Below are 17,059 nucleotides of genomic sequence, written 5' to 3' on the forward strand. Positions count from 1 at the left end.
TCAGTTATGAAATATACTTCATTCTATAAATGCGTGCTTGTCGCAGGTTTGATGGCTTTGGGTAGTTGTGAAAGCTACTTTGAGTCAGATGCTGACGATATTTTACTGGAAGAAAATTATATGGGCAATACAAATGAGCTCTACTCTGGCTATATGGGTATTGCTGCCAAAGTGCAGTCGGTGGCCGACCAAGCGATCTTTTTGGCAGAGCTAAGAGGGGACTTTCTGGCGCCTACCGACAATGCCCCACAGGAACTTTGGGATATCTATAATCACAGTATTGGACAGGGAAATTCCTTTGTGGACCCCAAGGGCTACTATGACGTAATTTCCAATGCCAATAACTATATCAAAAAAGCCTTTGAATACAAAGCGGCCAATCCGAATGCGGTCGAAGATGCCGTTTTTGAACCTTTGGTCAGTGGTGCTATTCGCTTTAAAGTCTGGGCTTACCTGATGCTGGCCAAACTGTATGGAGAAGCAGTTTATATGGAGGAGCCGCTAACAGAACAAACGGATCTCTCAAAGTACCCTACTTTAGGTTTTGATGAACTGATCGGGCAATTGATCACGCTGATGGAAGGGGGCGTAAATGGAATAAATGGTAAGCAGGTACTGATCTGGTCTGATCTATTGTTTCCAGGGGTAAGTACCTCAGCCCAGGATTTGACATGGAATATGATTTGTCCTTCCCCGGAACCTTTGCTGATGGAACTGTACCTATGGAATGGAAATTATGAGCAAGTGGTCAGCATAGGGATGCCATTTATATACGATGAAGGGAGCAAGCGCTATAAGCTCAGCAATGAGGACTATAATGGGGAGTGGATCCAGTTTTTCTACCGTGATCCGATTACCAAAACCAGAGAGCTGATCAATATTGTGCCGTTTGAATACCAAAGGCAGCAAACGAACCGTTTGATCTCTTCTTTTTCCAATATCCAGCCAAACGATTATTTTCTAAGACCTACAGAGGTGGCCAGGGAGCGCTTCCAGAAGCAGGTACGTCAAGATGGTATCACCGTGGGGGATAGGTACCGGGGAGAAGATTATACCTATTGGAGGCAAAATGGCGATTGGGTTGTCAGGAAGTTTTCCAGGGCACATGAATCTGCTGACAATATTCATAAGAACGATGTCCATATTGTGCTTTATAGAGCGGCCGATCTTCATCTTTTCATCGCAGAAGCACTCAACCAGATGGAGTTGTTTGCAGAGGCAGAAGCGTTCCTGAATGACGGTGTACAGACCTATCTGTCCAAGAATGAAGACAATCTTCGCTATCCTTTGGATAATGAAGTCATCAATGCAGGGATCAGCAGCAATTGGGGAGTAAGAAGAAGAGTTGATCTTGGTCCTGTTTATCCTGAGGGACTGAGCAAAGAAGACCTTGATACCCCTGAAAAGATTGAACAATATAAGAAAGGTCTGGATAGTCTTTTGGTGGAAGAAACCTGTATGGAGAGTGCTGGAGAAGCAAGGTCTTATTTTGCCATGATCAGGATGGCCAAGAGATGGAATGATCCATCCATGTTAGCTGACCGGGTGAGTGCCAAGTATCCATCAGGAAAAAGCGAAAGCATCAGGAATTTACTGATGCAACCGGAAAACTGGTTTATCAATTATGACTTAAATAAATAGAACAGTAATAACACTTGTATCAAGTCAAGTTATAAAATGCATTTGCGACCTGAAACTACTTTAAAATCAGTCGCTTCGATGCTGTTTTCGATTCTACCTGGCGGTAGACAGGTTCACCATAGCGATGCTATGATTCAATCTCCAAACAGCCTGATTTTCTTGTAGTTTCAGTTCTCATAACGATTCCTAATGCATAAAACGGGTTTAAAATATTGACTTGATACTTGGGGTTTGTTAATTAGGTACAGGATCGGGCAACTTATTGCCCGGTTTTGTCTTTTTAATAGTAAGTATAGAGTAGCTAGTATTAAGTCTTGAGCTGGATTCTCATGACTCAATACTCATCAAAACCATTGGAAAAATGAGATATATCCCATTATTATTAGTCATTACATTACTTTCATCAGTGCTTACCCAAGCTCAGCAATTGGCCTTTCCAGGTGCAGAGGGCTTTGGTAAATATGCCTCAGGAGGAAGAGGAGGGGAAGTTTATAAAGTTACCAATTTAAACGATTCCGGTCCTGGTTCCTTTAGAGAAGCAGTAAGCGAGTCCAATAGGACCGTGGTTTTTGAAGTAGGAGGGGTGATCCACATCAAATCCAGAATTGTGGTGCAGGAAAATATTACCATAGCAGGTCAGACAGCTCCTGGAGAAGGAATTACGATTTATGGAAATGGACTGAGCTATTCTGATGCTAACAATACCATTACTCGATATATCCGTGTAAGAATGGGAAAGGTGGGAGATAAGGGAAAAGATGCCATAGGGATAGCTCATGGTCATGATATGATTTTTGATCATGTTTCCATCACTTGGGGCAGAGATGGGACTTTTGATCTCAATGGTGATGTGCAAAATGTTACTTTACAGCATTCTATCATCGGACAGGGCTTGCAAACACACTCTACAGGAGGCTTGATTCAGCCCAATGGCGGGGTGTCTATTTTGGCTTGCCTATGGATCAATAACCACACTAGAAATCCCAAAGTAAAAGGCATGAATCAATATGTTAATAATGTTGTCTACAATTGGGCAGTGGCCGGTTATATCCAAGGAGGGGGCTCTGCAGGTAAGTCTTATGCAAATGTTGAAGGCAATTATTTCATAGCGGGCCCTGAAACAGGAGATACACCACCGTTTAACCGCTCCAATGAAAACTTTCATATTTATGCCAAAGACAATTGGTATGATGGGAACTTCAATGGAAAGTTGGATGGTGAGCTAGTGGAGAGAAAAGTATACGAGCCTGTTACTTGGAAGGAAGACCCCTTTGATTATCCTGAAGTGACTGTCCTCCATCCGGAAGAAGCCTATCAACAAGCCGTGGATCAAGTTGGCGCATCATTATACAGGGATGAGGTAGATAATTTCCTGATCAAGGATTTGGTTTCCCTCGGGAAAAAAGGAAAAACCATCAGTGATGAAATGGAGCTTCCCATGAAAGGTCCAGGAAAAGTTAAAGGTGGGAAAGCTGATAAGGATACCGATGGCGATGGAATGCCAGACAAGTATGAGAATCGAAATGGCTTGGACCCGAGGGATGCTAATGATAGAAACCGGACAGACAAGAACGGATATACAGCATTGGAAAATTATCTTAATGGATTAGTAGTGGATCACTATCTAAGTTGGAATGGAAACCAATTTTGATGGATTATACTGCCCTTATAAAATTTGGCTGCAAAAGATTTCGAGGGAGAGGAGAAGTGAGGGCTGGTTTTATTTGCAGTAGTGATCTTTTTTTGAAGCAAATTAATTTCAATAATACCCATATGATCAATTTATTTAAGAAGCGTTCTTTCAAAGCATTTAGTCTGGTATTGTCGGCTGGATTAACTTTTTATTCATGCTCTATGCCCCAAGAAGGTGGAGAGGAGAAATCCACGTCGATAGACCGTTTTTCCCTGGTCAACAGGCATAATGTTGTACTGACCCAGCCCGATACTTTAGCCTCGCTTTCTGTGGGCAATGGGGAATTTGCCTATACGGTGGATGTCAGCGGCTTACAGACATTTCCGGAATATTATGAAAAGGGAGTGTCCCTTGGTACACAAAGCCAATGGGGCTGGCATGCTTTTCCTAATCCGGACAATTATGAATGGGAGGAGATCTTACGCTATGATACCTCGGCCATTGGTCAGGTGATATCCTTTCCGGTACAGTGGAAAGAGGGGCGAAAAAAGAAAGTCACCGATTATTTCAGGACCAGTCCACATCGCCTGCATTTGGGCATTATTGGTTTGGAGATATTAAAATCTGATGGAAGTAAGGTGGAAGTGGATGATCTGGAAAATATACAGCAGGAATTGGATTTATGGAATGGAAAGATCACCAGCGAGTATACAGTGGAGGGGCAGCCAGTAAAAGTGGAGCTTTTTGCCCATCAGGAAAAAGATGGAATTGCAGCGAAAATCAGCTCACCTTTGGTGGCAAATGGCCAATTGAAAGTGAAATTCAGGTATCCTTATGGCTCAGGATGCCATGTTTGCCCAGGTTATGATTGGACGCAAGCAGATAAACATACTTCCTATGTAGAAGTAACAAGACCAAGCCAAGTGAGGGTTTCGCGGACATTGGACAGTACCAAATATGTGACGGATATTAGTTGGGAAGGTAATGGTGCTTTTGAAACAGCAGCAAAGCATACCTTTTTGCTCAATGCGCAAGAGGGACAGGAAACATTGGAATTTACAGCCCTTTTTTCCAAAGAGGGAGAAGATCAATTGCCCGATTTTGAGGCTACTGCAAATAGTAGCAGTCAAGGTTGGGAAGAATTTTGGCAATCCGGTGGGGTGATTGATTTTTCGGAATGTACCGATGAGCGGGCAGAGGAACTGGAAAGAAGGGTGGTCCTTTCCCAATACCTTACCAAGGTCAATTGTGCGGGTTCCTTACCTCCACAGGAGACAGGATTGACCATGAACAGCTGGTATGGGAAATTCCATATGGAAATGCATTGGTGGCATGGTGCACATTTTGGGCTTTGGAACCGGGTGGAATTAATGGAAAAAAGCCTGCCTTGGTATTTCAGTTCTTTGGAGAAGGCCAAGGCCACTGCAGCTCGTCAGGGATTTAAAGGCGCCAGATGGCAAAAAATGACTGATCCTTATGGAGATGAAAGTCCATCTAAAGTAGCCCCATACTTGATTTGGCAGCAGCCCCACATCCTTTACTTTGTAGAGCAACTTTATCAGGATAGGGAAGATCAGGCCACTTTGGAGAAATACAAGGAGCTTGTGTTCGAAACAGCTGAATTTATGGCATCCTTTGCAAAGAAGAGCGAAAAGGATGGCAAATACCATTTGATAGCGCCATTGATTCCTGCTCAGGAGCTATTTCCTGCCAATGCTACTGATGATCCTCCTTTTGAGTTGGCTTACTGGCACTATGGTTTGAATATAGCATTGGATTGGCAAAAGCGTTTGGGTATAGAAGAAAATCCACAGTGGAGAGAGGTCTTGGATAATTTGGCTCCTTTGGCCATCAAAGACAGCCTTTATCTGCCCAGCAGTACCCATCCTAGGGCTTATGAAGATGATTTTTACCTGCATGACCACCCGGTGGTCTTGGGGGCTTATGGGATTTTACCAAAGACCGATATGATCGATACGGTCATTATGAAGAATACATTGGAGAAAATTTTGAAGATCTGGAACTGGGACTCTACCTGGGGTTGGGATTATCCGATGATGGCCATGAGTGCGGCAAGACTCAATATGCCTGAAACAGCTTTGGAAGCCCTTTTTATGGGAAAAGAAAAGAATACCTATTTACCAAACGGCCATAACTATCAAGATGAGCGCTTGAGAATCTATCTGCCAGGCAATGGTGGATTGCTTACAACAGTCGCCATGATGGCAGCAGGTTGGGAAGGAGCACCAGATCGGGCTAATCCGGGTTTCCCTGACAATGGAAAATGGAATGTAAAATGGGAAGGACTTAAGGAAATGCCTTGAAATAGACCTTAGACATGAGACGCAAGACATTAGATGTGTGAGACTTTGGATTGAGCATCAGTTCCTGAGTTTGGCAAAGGGACGAAGGATCGAAGAGTTGACTCATCAGGCTTTCCCGTTGGAAGAACTACGCCGCGGCATACAAACGCGGAACAATTAAAATTGAGGCTGTCTCGTAAGTCGAGTTTTTTGTGTCATTCTGACGAAAGGAAGAATCTCATAGAGTTGATTTCCAGTAACAAACAAGTCTAGAGATTTCTCCTAACGTCGAAATGACATATTTTGAGACAGCCTCTTATTGACCTTGAAATAATTCAATATTGAAACCTTATAAATAGAATATGAAGAAATTAAGTTTATTACTGATAATGGCCATTTTTTTTAGCCAATCAACTTTTGGGCAATCCGGGCAGATTGATGAAGACCTGGATTGGTCAGAGCGGATGGCCCTTTCTGTGATGAAGCGGAATCCTGAAGCCTGGCAGGTGGATTTTATGGATCGGGCGGTATGGAGCTATCCCCAGGGTTTGATGTTACATGCTTTTGAAGAATTGTGGAAGAAAACGGATAATAATACCTATTATAATTATATCCAAGCTTATGCAGATAAGCTGATCGAGGAGGATGGACAGATCAAGACTTACAAGTATGAAACCTATAATATTGACATGATCAATTCAGGTAAGTTGCTGTTCAACCTGTATGCCAAAACTGGTGATGAACGTTATAAGAAGGCCATAGGAATCCTCAGAGGACAGCTGAAATATCAGCCCAAAACCAGTGAAGGGGGATTTTGGCACAAATTGCGCTATACCAATCAAATGTGGCTGGACGGTGCTTATATGGGCACGCCATTTTTGATGCAATATGCCAAGGAGTTTAATCAGCCAAAGGATTTCGATGAAGCCGTGTTGCAGTTGGAATTGATGGAAAAGCACCTGAGGGATCCAAAAACAGGCTTGCTTTACCATGGCTGGGATGAAAGCAGGTTCCAAGCTTGGGCAGATCCTGAAACAGGCAGGTCACCTAATGTATGGGGTAGGGCCATGGGCTGGTATGCCATGGCAGTGGTAGATGCCTTAGATTTTTTACCTGAAGAACATTATGGAAAGGTGGTGCTGAAAGGAATCTTACAAAGACTTGCATCAGCTGTAAGTCGCTATCAAGACAAGGAAAGTGGATTGTGGTACCAAGTGGTCGATCAAGGTGCTCGTGAAGGAAACTATTTGGAAGCATCGGTATCCAGCATGTTTGTTTATGCATTGGCCAAAGGCGTGAATGAGGGGCATTTGGATAAGGTCTATTGGAAAACCGCTGAAAAGGGGTTTGAAGGTATTATCAGTGAGTTGATAGAGGTGAAAGATGATGGTGAACTCAACCTGACGCAAGTATGTGCAGTAGCAGGCTTGGGAGGCAAACCATATCGAGATGGCTCTTATGAATATTATGTCAATGAAAAGATCAGAACCAATGACCCCAAAGGTGTAGGGCCATTTATTTTGGCAGCTATGGAGTTAGGATGGTAGTTGGTGGAGAATTGAAAGATTGTGGAATTGTAAAATTGGAAGGTTGAAAAATTAATAATGATGAAGATAAACAGTAAATACTATATTTTAGGATTGGCGGTCAGCTTATTGGTAGGCTGTGGGCAAAAGGAGGCGGAAAAAGTGGATCAAGGTCCTTGGTCCCAGCTGGATTCCATTCGAGCTTTGATCAAGGCCCCTGAATTTCAGGAGCAGGATTTTTTGATTACAGACTTTGGAGCTCAAGCAGGGGGAGAACAGCTCAATACAGCGGCTATTGCCCAGGCGATTGCGGCCTGTAATGAAGCAGGTGGTGGACGTGTGATTGTACCTGAAGGGGTATTTCTTACGGGGGCGGTACACTTGAAGAGCAATGTCAATCTTCATATTTCGGAAGGTGCTGTGCTGAGGTTTAGCCGTAATCCCAAAGACTATCTACCTGTGGTGCGCAGTCGTTGGGAGGGCATGGACCTGATGAATTATTCGCCATTTATCTATGCCTACCAACAGGAAAATATAGCGATTACCGGTAAAGGCACTTTGGATGGGAATTCTGATATGGAAAATTGGTGGCCATGGTGCGGTGCCAAGCATTATGGCTGGAAAGAAGGCATGGGCAGGCAAAATCCAGCTAGGAAACTTTTACATGAAATGGTACATGACCAAGTGCCATTGGAGGAAAGGGTATTTGGGGAAGGCCACTTTTTGCGTCCACAGTTTGTGCAACCATTTGAGTGTAAAAATGTCCTGATCCAAGATGTGAAATTGATCAATTCTCCTATGTGGAATTTACATCCCGTGCTTTGCGAGAATGTTACCGTAGAGCGGGTCCGCATAGAAACCCTGGGGCCCAATAATGATGGTTGTGACCCAGAGGCATGTAAAAATGTCTTGATCAAGGATTGCTATTTTGACACGGGAGATGACTGTATTGCAATTAAATCCGGAAGAAATGAAGACGGGAGAATTCCTGGTATTCCTTCCGAAAACATCATTATTGAGGGTTGTGAAATGAAAGAAGGTCATGGAGGAGTGGTGATCGGCAGTGAGATTTCTGGTGGTGCCCGTAATGTGTTTGCTCAGAACCTGACCATGGACAGTCCCAATCTGGACAGGGTGTTACGCATCAAAACCAGCTCCAAGCGGGGAGGGATTGTAGAGAATGTATATATGAGAGATGTGGTGGTAGGTACTTATAAAGAGGCTGCCGTCCGTTTTAATATGTTTTATGAGGAGGAAGGTGACCATATTCCGACCATTCGAAATGTGATCGTAGAAAACCTGTACGTGAAAAATGGAGGTAAATATGCTGTTTTGGCCAATGCTTATGAGAGTTCTCCAGTAACGAATTTCCAAATGATCAATTGCCGTATTGATAGCGTGGATCAGGTATTCAATGTCAATCACCTCAAGGATGTTACATTTGAAAATGTGGTGATCAATGGAGAGGAAGTGAAATTTGAAGGAGAAGAACAATAAATTTTTGGTTCAACTAAATGGCTAAAAATTTGGAATAGGAAATAAATGAAGGACGGTAAGGGAATTGAGGGAGCTTGCATAATTAGGTGAAAAGCACTCTTAATTTCCCTTAGCTTCTTAATGGATAAAAACTAAAAACCATGAAGACATGAAGGGATTAAGAACATGAAGCACTCTTCCCCAAAAAACAAGTCCAATCCTTGATGCCCCTTAGCTTCTTAATGATTAGAATATAAAAACCATGAAGACATGAAGGGAGTAAGGACATGAAGCACTCTTTCCCAAAAAACAACCCCAAACCTTAATGCTCCTTAACTTCTTAATGGATAAAAACTAAAAACCATGAAGACATGAAGGGATTAAGGACATGAAGCACTCTTCCCCAAAAAACAACCCCAAACCTTAATGCTCCTTAGCTTCTTAATGGATAAAAACTAAAAACTATGAAGACATGAAGGGATTAAGAACATGAAGCACTCTTCCCCAAAAAACAATTCCAAACCTTGATGCCCCTTAGCTTCTTCATGGTTATAATAAAAAAACCATGAAGGCATGAAGGGATTAAGAACATGAAGTACTCTTCCCCAAAAAACAATTCCAAACCTTGATGCTCCTTAACTTCTTAATGGTTAAAATAAAAAAACCATGAAGGCATGAAGGGATTAAGAACATGAAGCACTCTTCCTCAAAAAGCAACCCCAAACCTTAATGCCCCTTAGCTTCTTAATGGTTAGAATATAAAAACAATGAAGACATGAAGGGATTAAGAACATGAAGCACTCTTCCCCAAAAAGCAACCCCAAACCTTAATGCCCCTTAGCTTCTTAATGGTTAGAATATAAAAACAATGAAGACATGAAGGGATTAAGAACATGAAGCACTCTTCCCCAAAAAACAACCCCAAACCTTGATGCCCCTTAGCTTCTTAATGGTTAGAATATAAAAACCATGAAGGCATGAAGGGATTAAGAACATGAAGTACTCTTTCCCAAAAAACAAGTCCAAACCTTGATGCCCCTTAGCTTCTTAATGGTTATAATATAAAAACCATGAAGGCATGAAGGGATTAAGAACATGAAGTGCTCTTCCCCAAAAAACAACCCCAAACCTTAATGCCCCTTAGCTTCTTAATGGTTAAAATAAAAAAACCATGAAGGACATGAAGAACCCATTTTTTCTAATTTTGGATCAGCGTCATCTAATTTTTAGCAAGCTAATACAGTATAGGTCAGAACAGTTCCCGTAATAATATTTTTAAAATTGTCTGATACAATAATTTATTTTTGCAAACCCCAAGTGTTAGTAAAGTTTTAACCAAAATAACCAAGTACTAACATGAATTTTACTTTTACTTATCCATTTAGGAAAGTAGGCATTACCTGCTTTCTGGCTATCCTATTGACAGGATTAATCATTCACCAAAATTTAGCCCAAACCTTGGCCTTTCCCGGTGCGGAAGGTTTCGGGAGATTTGCAGAAGGAGGGAGAAATGGTGAAGTGTACATTGTAAGCAATCTTAATGACTCCGGCCCAGGATCCTTTCGAGATGCTGTAAGTGAACCCAATAGAATCGTAGTGTTTGAAGTGGGCGGGATCATTCAGACCAATTCGAGAATAGTCGTAGCTCATAATGTCACTATTGCGGGACAGACAGCACCAGGAGATGGAGTGGTCATTTACGGCGATGGTATTACCTTCACCCAGGCCAGTAACTCCATAGTACGTTATCTGCGGGTGAGGATGGGACGCTATGGTACCAGTGGAGCAGATGCCATGACCATGACAGATGATGCCAAGCACCTTATCTTTGACCATGTTTCTGCTAGCTGGGGAAGGGATGAGACTTTTTCCATTACTGGACATGCTGACAGTATCACCATCCAAAACAGCATAATCTCCCAAGGACTGGAAACCCATTCCTGTGGTGGATTATTGGAACCGTCAGGGGTGATCAGCCTCTTTAGGAACTTGTATATTGACAATAATACACGTAATCCCAAAGTTAAAAACCGGAACCAGTTCGTGAATAATGTGGTCTATAATTGGGGCCGAGGTGGAGGATATATTATGGGGGGATCTACGGCGGATTCCCGGGCAAATATCATCCACAATTATTATATCGATGGGCCAAGTACAAGCATCCGACCCTTTTCCAGAGGGACAGAATCCTTTATCCCCTATGTGGAGGGAAATTATCATGACGGAAATTTAAACGGTGTTTTGGACGGAGAATTGGTAGAGCAATCTGCTTATGAAGGGATCACAACCTTTGCTGAAATGCCTTATGATTATGCTTTCCCAGAACAGGTGATGACTGCTCAGGAGAGTTATGCTTTCGTTTTAGCGGAAGCTGGGGCCAACTATCCGCGAAGGGATCAAGTTGATAAATTCCTGATGACTGAGCTAAGCAGCCTTGGCTTAGAGGGAAAGCTGATTTCAAATGAAAGGGAGCTGCCAACAGGAGGTCCAGGGCAAGTTTTTGGAGCTCCATCAAAAGCAGACACGGACCGGGATGGGATTCCTGATGAGTGGGAAACGGCCAATGGGCTGAATCCCAATGATGCTGCCGATGCCATGCAGATAGCTCCTGATGGCTATGCCTATATTGAGCATTATATCAATGGAATTCTTGAACAAACACCAGAAGATTTTTTGAGGCCTATTACCAAACTGTCTTATGGAGAAGTCAGCCCTTATAGTATTAAGTTGGGTTGGGTAAATAATGATATACGATATGAAGGTATTGTATTGGAAAGCGCAACTGGGAATGGAGAATTTAGCGTATTGGATAGCTTATCAGGAAATATTACCGAAATATTGGTAGAGGAATTGGTGCCGAATACAACATATCAGTTTAGATTGACACCATACAGCAGTGCACTAGGGGCGGTGCCTTCAAATACTTTGAATGTCAAAACCACCCCGGTTCCGACAGCTCCTTCAGAAGCGAGCTTAAGTTTTCCGAATGATGGGTTCAGTTTTGCGGATACTACCACTTTGGATTTAAGTTGGGCGGGAAGTGAAAACACCGATTTTTATTTGCTATATATTGGCAATGATCCCGAGGATTTGCAGTTGACAGATTCATTAACTACCAGCGAATACCAACTGGCAGACTTGATGTCCAATCGTACCTATTACTGGAAAGTGGATGCGGGCAATGAACTTGGGCTTACAGAGGGAACTGTATGGTCCTTTACCACCCGCCCCTTTATTTCAAGAGGCTTGGTAGGAGCTTGGTTAATGGATCATGAGGAAGGGACTTTGGTGGCAGATAGTAGCCGGTTTGCTAATGATGGGGAAGTCAATGAACTTAACGATTTTTCTTGGGCAGAAGGAAAGGTAAATAATGCCCTGGACTTCACCAATGCAGAAAATCCTTCTCATGTTTTTATACCCCATGCAGATCAACTGTATTTTGATGAACATTCATTTACCATTTCCATGTGGCTGAAGTCATCTGCTCCTACTTCTCAATCCTATTTGATACACAAAGGAACCTTCAAAGCAGATGAGAACACTGGGGGAACGGGACAATGGTATGGATTGGAAATCAAAGATGGCAACTTAAGATTTGCCGTAGATGATAATAACACCAAAACCGAGCTTTCCACTAGTGCCTCTCCTATTTTTTCCGGGGACTGGGTGCACTTAGTGGCCATCAGGGACCGGGAAGAGGATGTCCTGAGGATTTATTTTAATGGGGTCAAAATTAAGGAAACCAATGACCGCACTGAGAAGAGCATTGGCCAGTTGGAACCGATTGTTTTGGGAAATTCCAATGGTTTTGGGACACCTTTTAAAGGCTATATTGATGAAGTAAAACTTTTCAATAAGCAGCTGACTGATCAGGAAGTGCTGGAATTATACCATACCCTTTCGACACCGATGAAAGCTTTTGCTCCATCATTGGCTGAGGGAGCTGTTTTGGAAGGATTTGGCAAAGAAGTTCCTGTTAGCTGGAAAGGTGGAGTGAACACGACTTCTTACCAAATTTACCTTGGAGAGGAACAAGATAATTTAGATTTGGTAGGAAGTACTGACGTAGAAAACCCAAGTTTTAGTTTGAAAGATCTGGAAGGGAAAAAGACCTATTATTGGCGAGTGGATGCTTTAGGTCCAAATGGTACCACTACCGGGGATGTTTGGATGTTTGAGGCTGCTGCTCCTGCAGGCTTGGTAGGCTACTGGAAGATGGATGAGCAAACAGGAGTAATGGTAGAAGACCATAGTAGCTATGAACAGGATGGAATGGCCCAAGGCTTTGATAGTACAGATAGAGTAGCGGGTAAATTTGGGCAGGCGTATGCATTTGAAGGTCCTAACAGCAGCGCATCCATAGGTATTCCACATGCCGATCATTTGACCTTTGATCAGACCTCCTTTACCATTTCCATGTGGGTGAAAATCCCGGAAGATACTTATCGGTATGGAGAAGGGAAAGACAGCTATTTGATCCATAAAGGAAGTTTTGCGGACAATTGGTACGGTATCCAACTGAGGGATGGTCGACTGACCTTCGCCATCGATGATGATAGGACCAAAACCTCTGTAAGTACTAGCGTTAGCAATGGTTCTTCGCATCCCCTATTTACAGATGAATGGGTGCATTTGGTGGCCATTAGGGATAGTGAGTCAAGGAAAATCCGATTTTATATCAATGGACAAATGACCGCTGAAACCAATTCTGGTACAGGTAGGATAGGGAAATCCAGTCCTGTAAGTTTGGGTAATTCTGACGAAAACAAACCTTTCAGGGATAAAATGGATGATGTGCGGCTGTATAATTATGCACTGGGTGCATCGGAAATAGCGGCTTTGTACTATGCTTTCCCAAAACTGGAGGTAGTTTACAAAAATGAAGACCTTAATCAGCTGAGTGATGATCAGCTTCAGCCAAACTTCAAATTGGTCAATAAGGATACCATGGCAGTAGATTTAAAGGATATTACTGCAAGGTACTGGTTTACTCCAGAAAACACCCAGCATATTCAAACCAGGTTAGATTATGCTGCATTGGGGGCAGACCAGGTGACCATGAGTTATATAGGGCTAGTTGAGCCTCGGGAAAAGGCCTTGGGCTATGTAGAATATGCATTTGGAGAAAATAGCCATCTCGCTCAGGGCAATGATTCCGGAGAAATCAAATCGGGAATCCATGATGAAGATTGGTCTGACTTTGATGAAACGAATGATTATTCCATGCTCGAATCTTCTGACTTTACCCTTAACCCGTCCATTACTTTGTACTATCAAGGAAAATTGATTTGGGGTAATGAACCTCAATTGGTACCAGAAGAAAGGGTGGCCAAAGTTTATTTGAAACACCAGTCTTCAAAGGACAATACCATCAAAAAGGCCTTCAATTTAGCAAATGAAGGTAATTTGCCATTGGATTATGAAGGGTTGAGTTTTAGGTATTGGTTTACCAAAGATGGAGGAGGAGATTTGAACACGACCATAGATTATGCAGTGCTGGGCAAAGATAATGTGCAAGGAACCTTTATGGATGTATCGGGTGATTCCTCGAGTGCAGATCATTATTTGGAAGTGAAATTAGCTCCAGCTTTGGGAGGACTCTCTCAATTGAGCAAGACGGGTGAGATAGCACTGAGGATAATCAAGTCTGACTGGTCCGGCTTTGAGCAGGAAAACGATTATTCATTTATGGATAATAGTGATTGGACTTTGCAAGAAAACATTACGGTTTATTACTACGGGAAATTGATCTATGGAAATGAGCCTGAAGTTAATTCGATTGAATCGGCTGATCAGCGGAGTTTGCCAAAAGCTGTAAATAGGGTCAATGGTGAAGAAGAAGTGCAGGTTAAGGTCTTTCCAAATCCTAGTAGCGGTTTGATCAAACTCTATTTGCCAAAACAAGTTTCAGAATTGGTAAGTGTAAGTATTTATGATGTGAATGGTGTCAAGAAGGTTGATAGATTGATAGACAGCCCTGTGAGTACTTGGGATATCAGCAGTTATGCATCTGGGATTTATTTTATGTATGTGAATATTTCAGGAATAAGGACAGTCCAAAAAATCATCAAAGAGTAGAGGCTGTATTGCTTAGATAAGCTCCAATCAATAAACTTTTCCAAAGTTTAAAACTTTGGAAAAGTTTATTTGGTTTGACCATATGGTTGAAAAAGGTGGTAAGGCTTTGATTTATAATGAAATCACAAATGGTGATGGAGTATTCTGAAACTTAATTGATTTCAAAAATCGTTATATTTAGGTCATTAATAAATGAAAGGAAATGGATATTCAAACGATGAAAATAGATCTTATACACTGGCTTACGGAGTTACAAGACCAGAAGGTTTTGGAAAAATTAAAAGCCTTCAATGATCAGCAAGAAGGATTAAGTGAATCTCATCAAGCGTTATTGGATGATCGCATTGCAGCTTATAAAGCAAATCCTAAAAATACACTTGACTGGGACGAAGTCATGAAAGAGCTTGATAAAAAACAAGGAGTTACAAGATCAAGTTGCTTCCTGAAGCCCGTATAGATATTGTTGAAATTATAGAATGGTATAACAAAAGAAAAGCCGAGATTGGGGACAAGGTTTTATGGAGCATTAAAATCAAGATTTAATTATTTGAAGAAACACCCATTACATTTTTCGATTACCTATCGTGATCTGAGAACAATATTAGTGAATGGTTTTCCGTACCAGATTCACTATAGAATAGAAGAAGAGGATAAGTTAATTATTGTTTTTGGGATAACGCACACCAGTAGAAATCCAAGAGTTTGGAAAAATAGGAGATAATATATTATGTTGATCTTCAATGATACCAGCACTGTCTGTTTCAATAAATTAAAACTAATGGTGTTAATTTAGTCTGTTTTGAAGACATAGATTCATGTAATTCGTAGACTTCTTTTATCAATCGCAATTACAGGTATGATTCCATAAAATCATAAATTACTTTTTGAAGCGTGAAAGACGACCTATTTAAGAAGTTATTAGCCTAATATTAGCCTAAATTAACTGCCTTTTTAGCAGCTCTCCCAATTTGATCAGGGAGTGGGATGTTTTTTCGTTCCAGTCAAGTCCAAAGCTTAAGCGCAGGCAATTTTTAAATTGATCCCGAAGGGTAAACATCCTGCCCGGAGCATATTTGATTCCCTGTTCCAAAGCATCATCATAGATGAGCGTGGTATCGATTTTGGGATCTAATTCTATCCATAGTAAAAAACCTCCATTGGGATAAGTGACCTTGGTGTTTTCAGGGAAATATTTGTAAATGACCTGTAGGTATTTTAGTAAATTATGATGTAGTCCTATCCTAAGTTGTCGTAGATGGTTTTCATAACGGCCTTTGTCCATAAACCTGGCAATGACCTCTTGGGTAAGGGAAGAACTGGCCACATTATGGTACAGTTTGGTTTTGCAAATTTGGTCCAAAAACCTTCCCGGAGCTATCCAGCCCACCCTGTATCCAGGAGCCAATGTTTTGGATACCGAGCTGCACCAGAGTACAATACCATCTGTGTCGATACTTTTGCAGGAAAGGGGGCGATCCGCACCAAAGTAAACATCACCATATAAATCTTCCTCTATTAGTGGTACCTGTTGCTCGGTGCAGATCTTTACCAAAGTCCTTTTGTTTTGATCAGGCATGCAGTAGCCCATGGGGTTGGAGAAATTACTGACCACGATGATCGCCGAAATTCGCGTTTCTTTGACGGTCTTTTTCACAGCTTCCAAATCCAAACCATATTCACTATGTGTGGACATTTCAATGACATTGAGCCCAAGGCTCTTGGCCAACTGCAAGGTGCCAAAGTACACAGGGCTTTCGGTGATGATGCTGTCTCCCTTCTGGGTCAGGGACATCAGGGCAAATGCCAGGGAATTCATACAGCCATGGGTAGTGACCAGATCATCCGCCGACAAGCTGTTTTCCCAAAGCAATGTCCGCTTTGCTACTTGTCTACGGAGGTATTCGCTGCCCATAATGGGTTCATAATGGATGCAGGCATCCGGCAAGTCCCGCATCATGTCCCGAACGATTTTTTTGAGTTTGGCGATGGGAAGCATTTCTGGCGAAGGCACTCCTACCGAAAAATTGGTAAGGCTTTTATCACTGTCCATGGGACCATAGACTTTTTGGATAAAGTCTTCAATGTCCCTTTTTCCTTTTCTTGCAATAGGTTGGGAAACAACAGGATTGTTTTGTTCAGGCCTAAGGTAAGGGCTTACAAAATAGCCTTTTTTGGGCCGGGCTTCTATCAAACCTTTACTTTCCAGTAGGTACATGGATTGTAAAACGGTACTTATGCTCACACCTGTTTCCTGATGGATGCTGCGCACAGAAGGAAGCCTGTCCCCATAATGAAAGGTGCCCTTTTTGATCTGTCTTTCCAGATCCTCTGCCAGTTTTTCGTACAAATTCATATTAAGTGAACTGTTATGGTTAAAAATACAAAAATCTGTGTCTGTAATG

The 17,059-nt window shown here is 42.1% G+C and carries 9 protein-coding genes; 8 read left to right on the forward strand and 1 reads right to left on the reverse strand.

Annotation, left to right across the window (positions count from 1 at the left end):
* Positions 1–6 precede the first annotated feature (6 nt).
* From KZP23_RS08265 to KZP23_RS23135, 8 genes are all read left to right on the forward strand, one after another.
* Complete coding sequence (locus KZP23_RS08265) at positions 7–1,641, forward strand: RagB/SusD family nutrient uptake outer membrane protein (RefSeq protein WP_226335722.1); 1,635 nt, start codon at positions 7–9, stop codon at positions 1,639–1,641.
* 361 nt (positions 1,642–2,002) lie between these two features.
* Complete coding sequence (locus KZP23_RS08270; RefSeq protein ID WP_226335723.1) at positions 2,003–3,292, forward strand: pectate lyase family protein; 1,290 nt, start codon at positions 2,003–2,005, stop codon at positions 3,290–3,292.
* 122 nt (positions 3,293–3,414) lie between these two features.
* Positions 3,415–5,598, forward strand: coding sequence for a glycoside hydrolase family 65 protein (locus KZP23_RS08275; protein WP_226335725.1), 2,184 nt, complete (start codon positions 3,415–3,417; stop codon positions 5,596–5,598).
* Positions 5,599–5,939: 341 nt separating this feature from the next.
* Positions 5,940–7,124 carry a glycoside hydrolase family 88/105 protein gene (locus KZP23_RS08280; protein WP_226335727.1) on the forward strand — a complete coding sequence of 395 codons (1,185 nt, stop codon included), beginning with the start codon at positions 5,940–5,942 and terminating at the stop codon, positions 7,122–7,124.
* A gap of 57 nt (positions 7,125–7,181) precedes the next feature.
* Positions 7,182–8,600 (forward strand): glycoside hydrolase family 28 protein, encoded by a 1,419-nt coding sequence (locus KZP23_RS08285; RefSeq protein WP_226335729.1) that lies wholly within the window; start codon positions 7,182–7,184, stop codon positions 8,598–8,600.
* Between the two features lie 1,335 nt (positions 8,601–9,935).
* Complete coding sequence (locus tag KZP23_RS08290; protein WP_226335731.1) at positions 9,936–14,657, forward strand: LamG-like jellyroll fold domain-containing protein; 4,722 nt, start codon at positions 9,936–9,938, stop codon at positions 14,655–14,657.
* Positions 14,658–14,859: 202 nt separating this feature from the next.
* Complete coding sequence (locus tag KZP23_RS08295) at positions 14,860–15,114, forward strand: addiction module protein (protein ID WP_226335733.1); 255 nt, start codon at positions 14,860–14,862, stop codon at positions 15,112–15,114.
* A gap of 90 nt (positions 15,115–15,204) precedes the next feature.
* The gene (locus KZP23_RS23135) at positions 15,205–15,378 is read left to right on the forward strand and encodes a hypothetical protein (protein WP_394370971.1); all 174 of its coding nucleotides are present in this window, start codon (positions 15,205–15,207) and stop codon (positions 15,376–15,378) included.
* Positions 15,379–15,591: 213 nt separating this feature from the next.
* Here the strand turns inward: KZP23_RS23135 and KZP23_RS08305 are convergent, their stop codons facing one another.
* A complete protein-coding gene (locus KZP23_RS08305; protein ID WP_226335737.1) occupies positions 15,592–17,010 on the reverse strand; it encodes an aminotransferase-like domain-containing protein in 1,419 nt (472 codons plus the stop codon).
* Between the last annotated feature and the right edge of the window lie 49 nt (positions 17,011–17,059).

The organism is Echinicola marina (assembly GCF_020463795.1).
In the GTDB taxonomy this organism is placed as follows: Bacteria; Bacteroidota; Bacteroidia; order Cytophagales; family Cyclobacteriaceae; genus Echinicola; species Echinicola marina.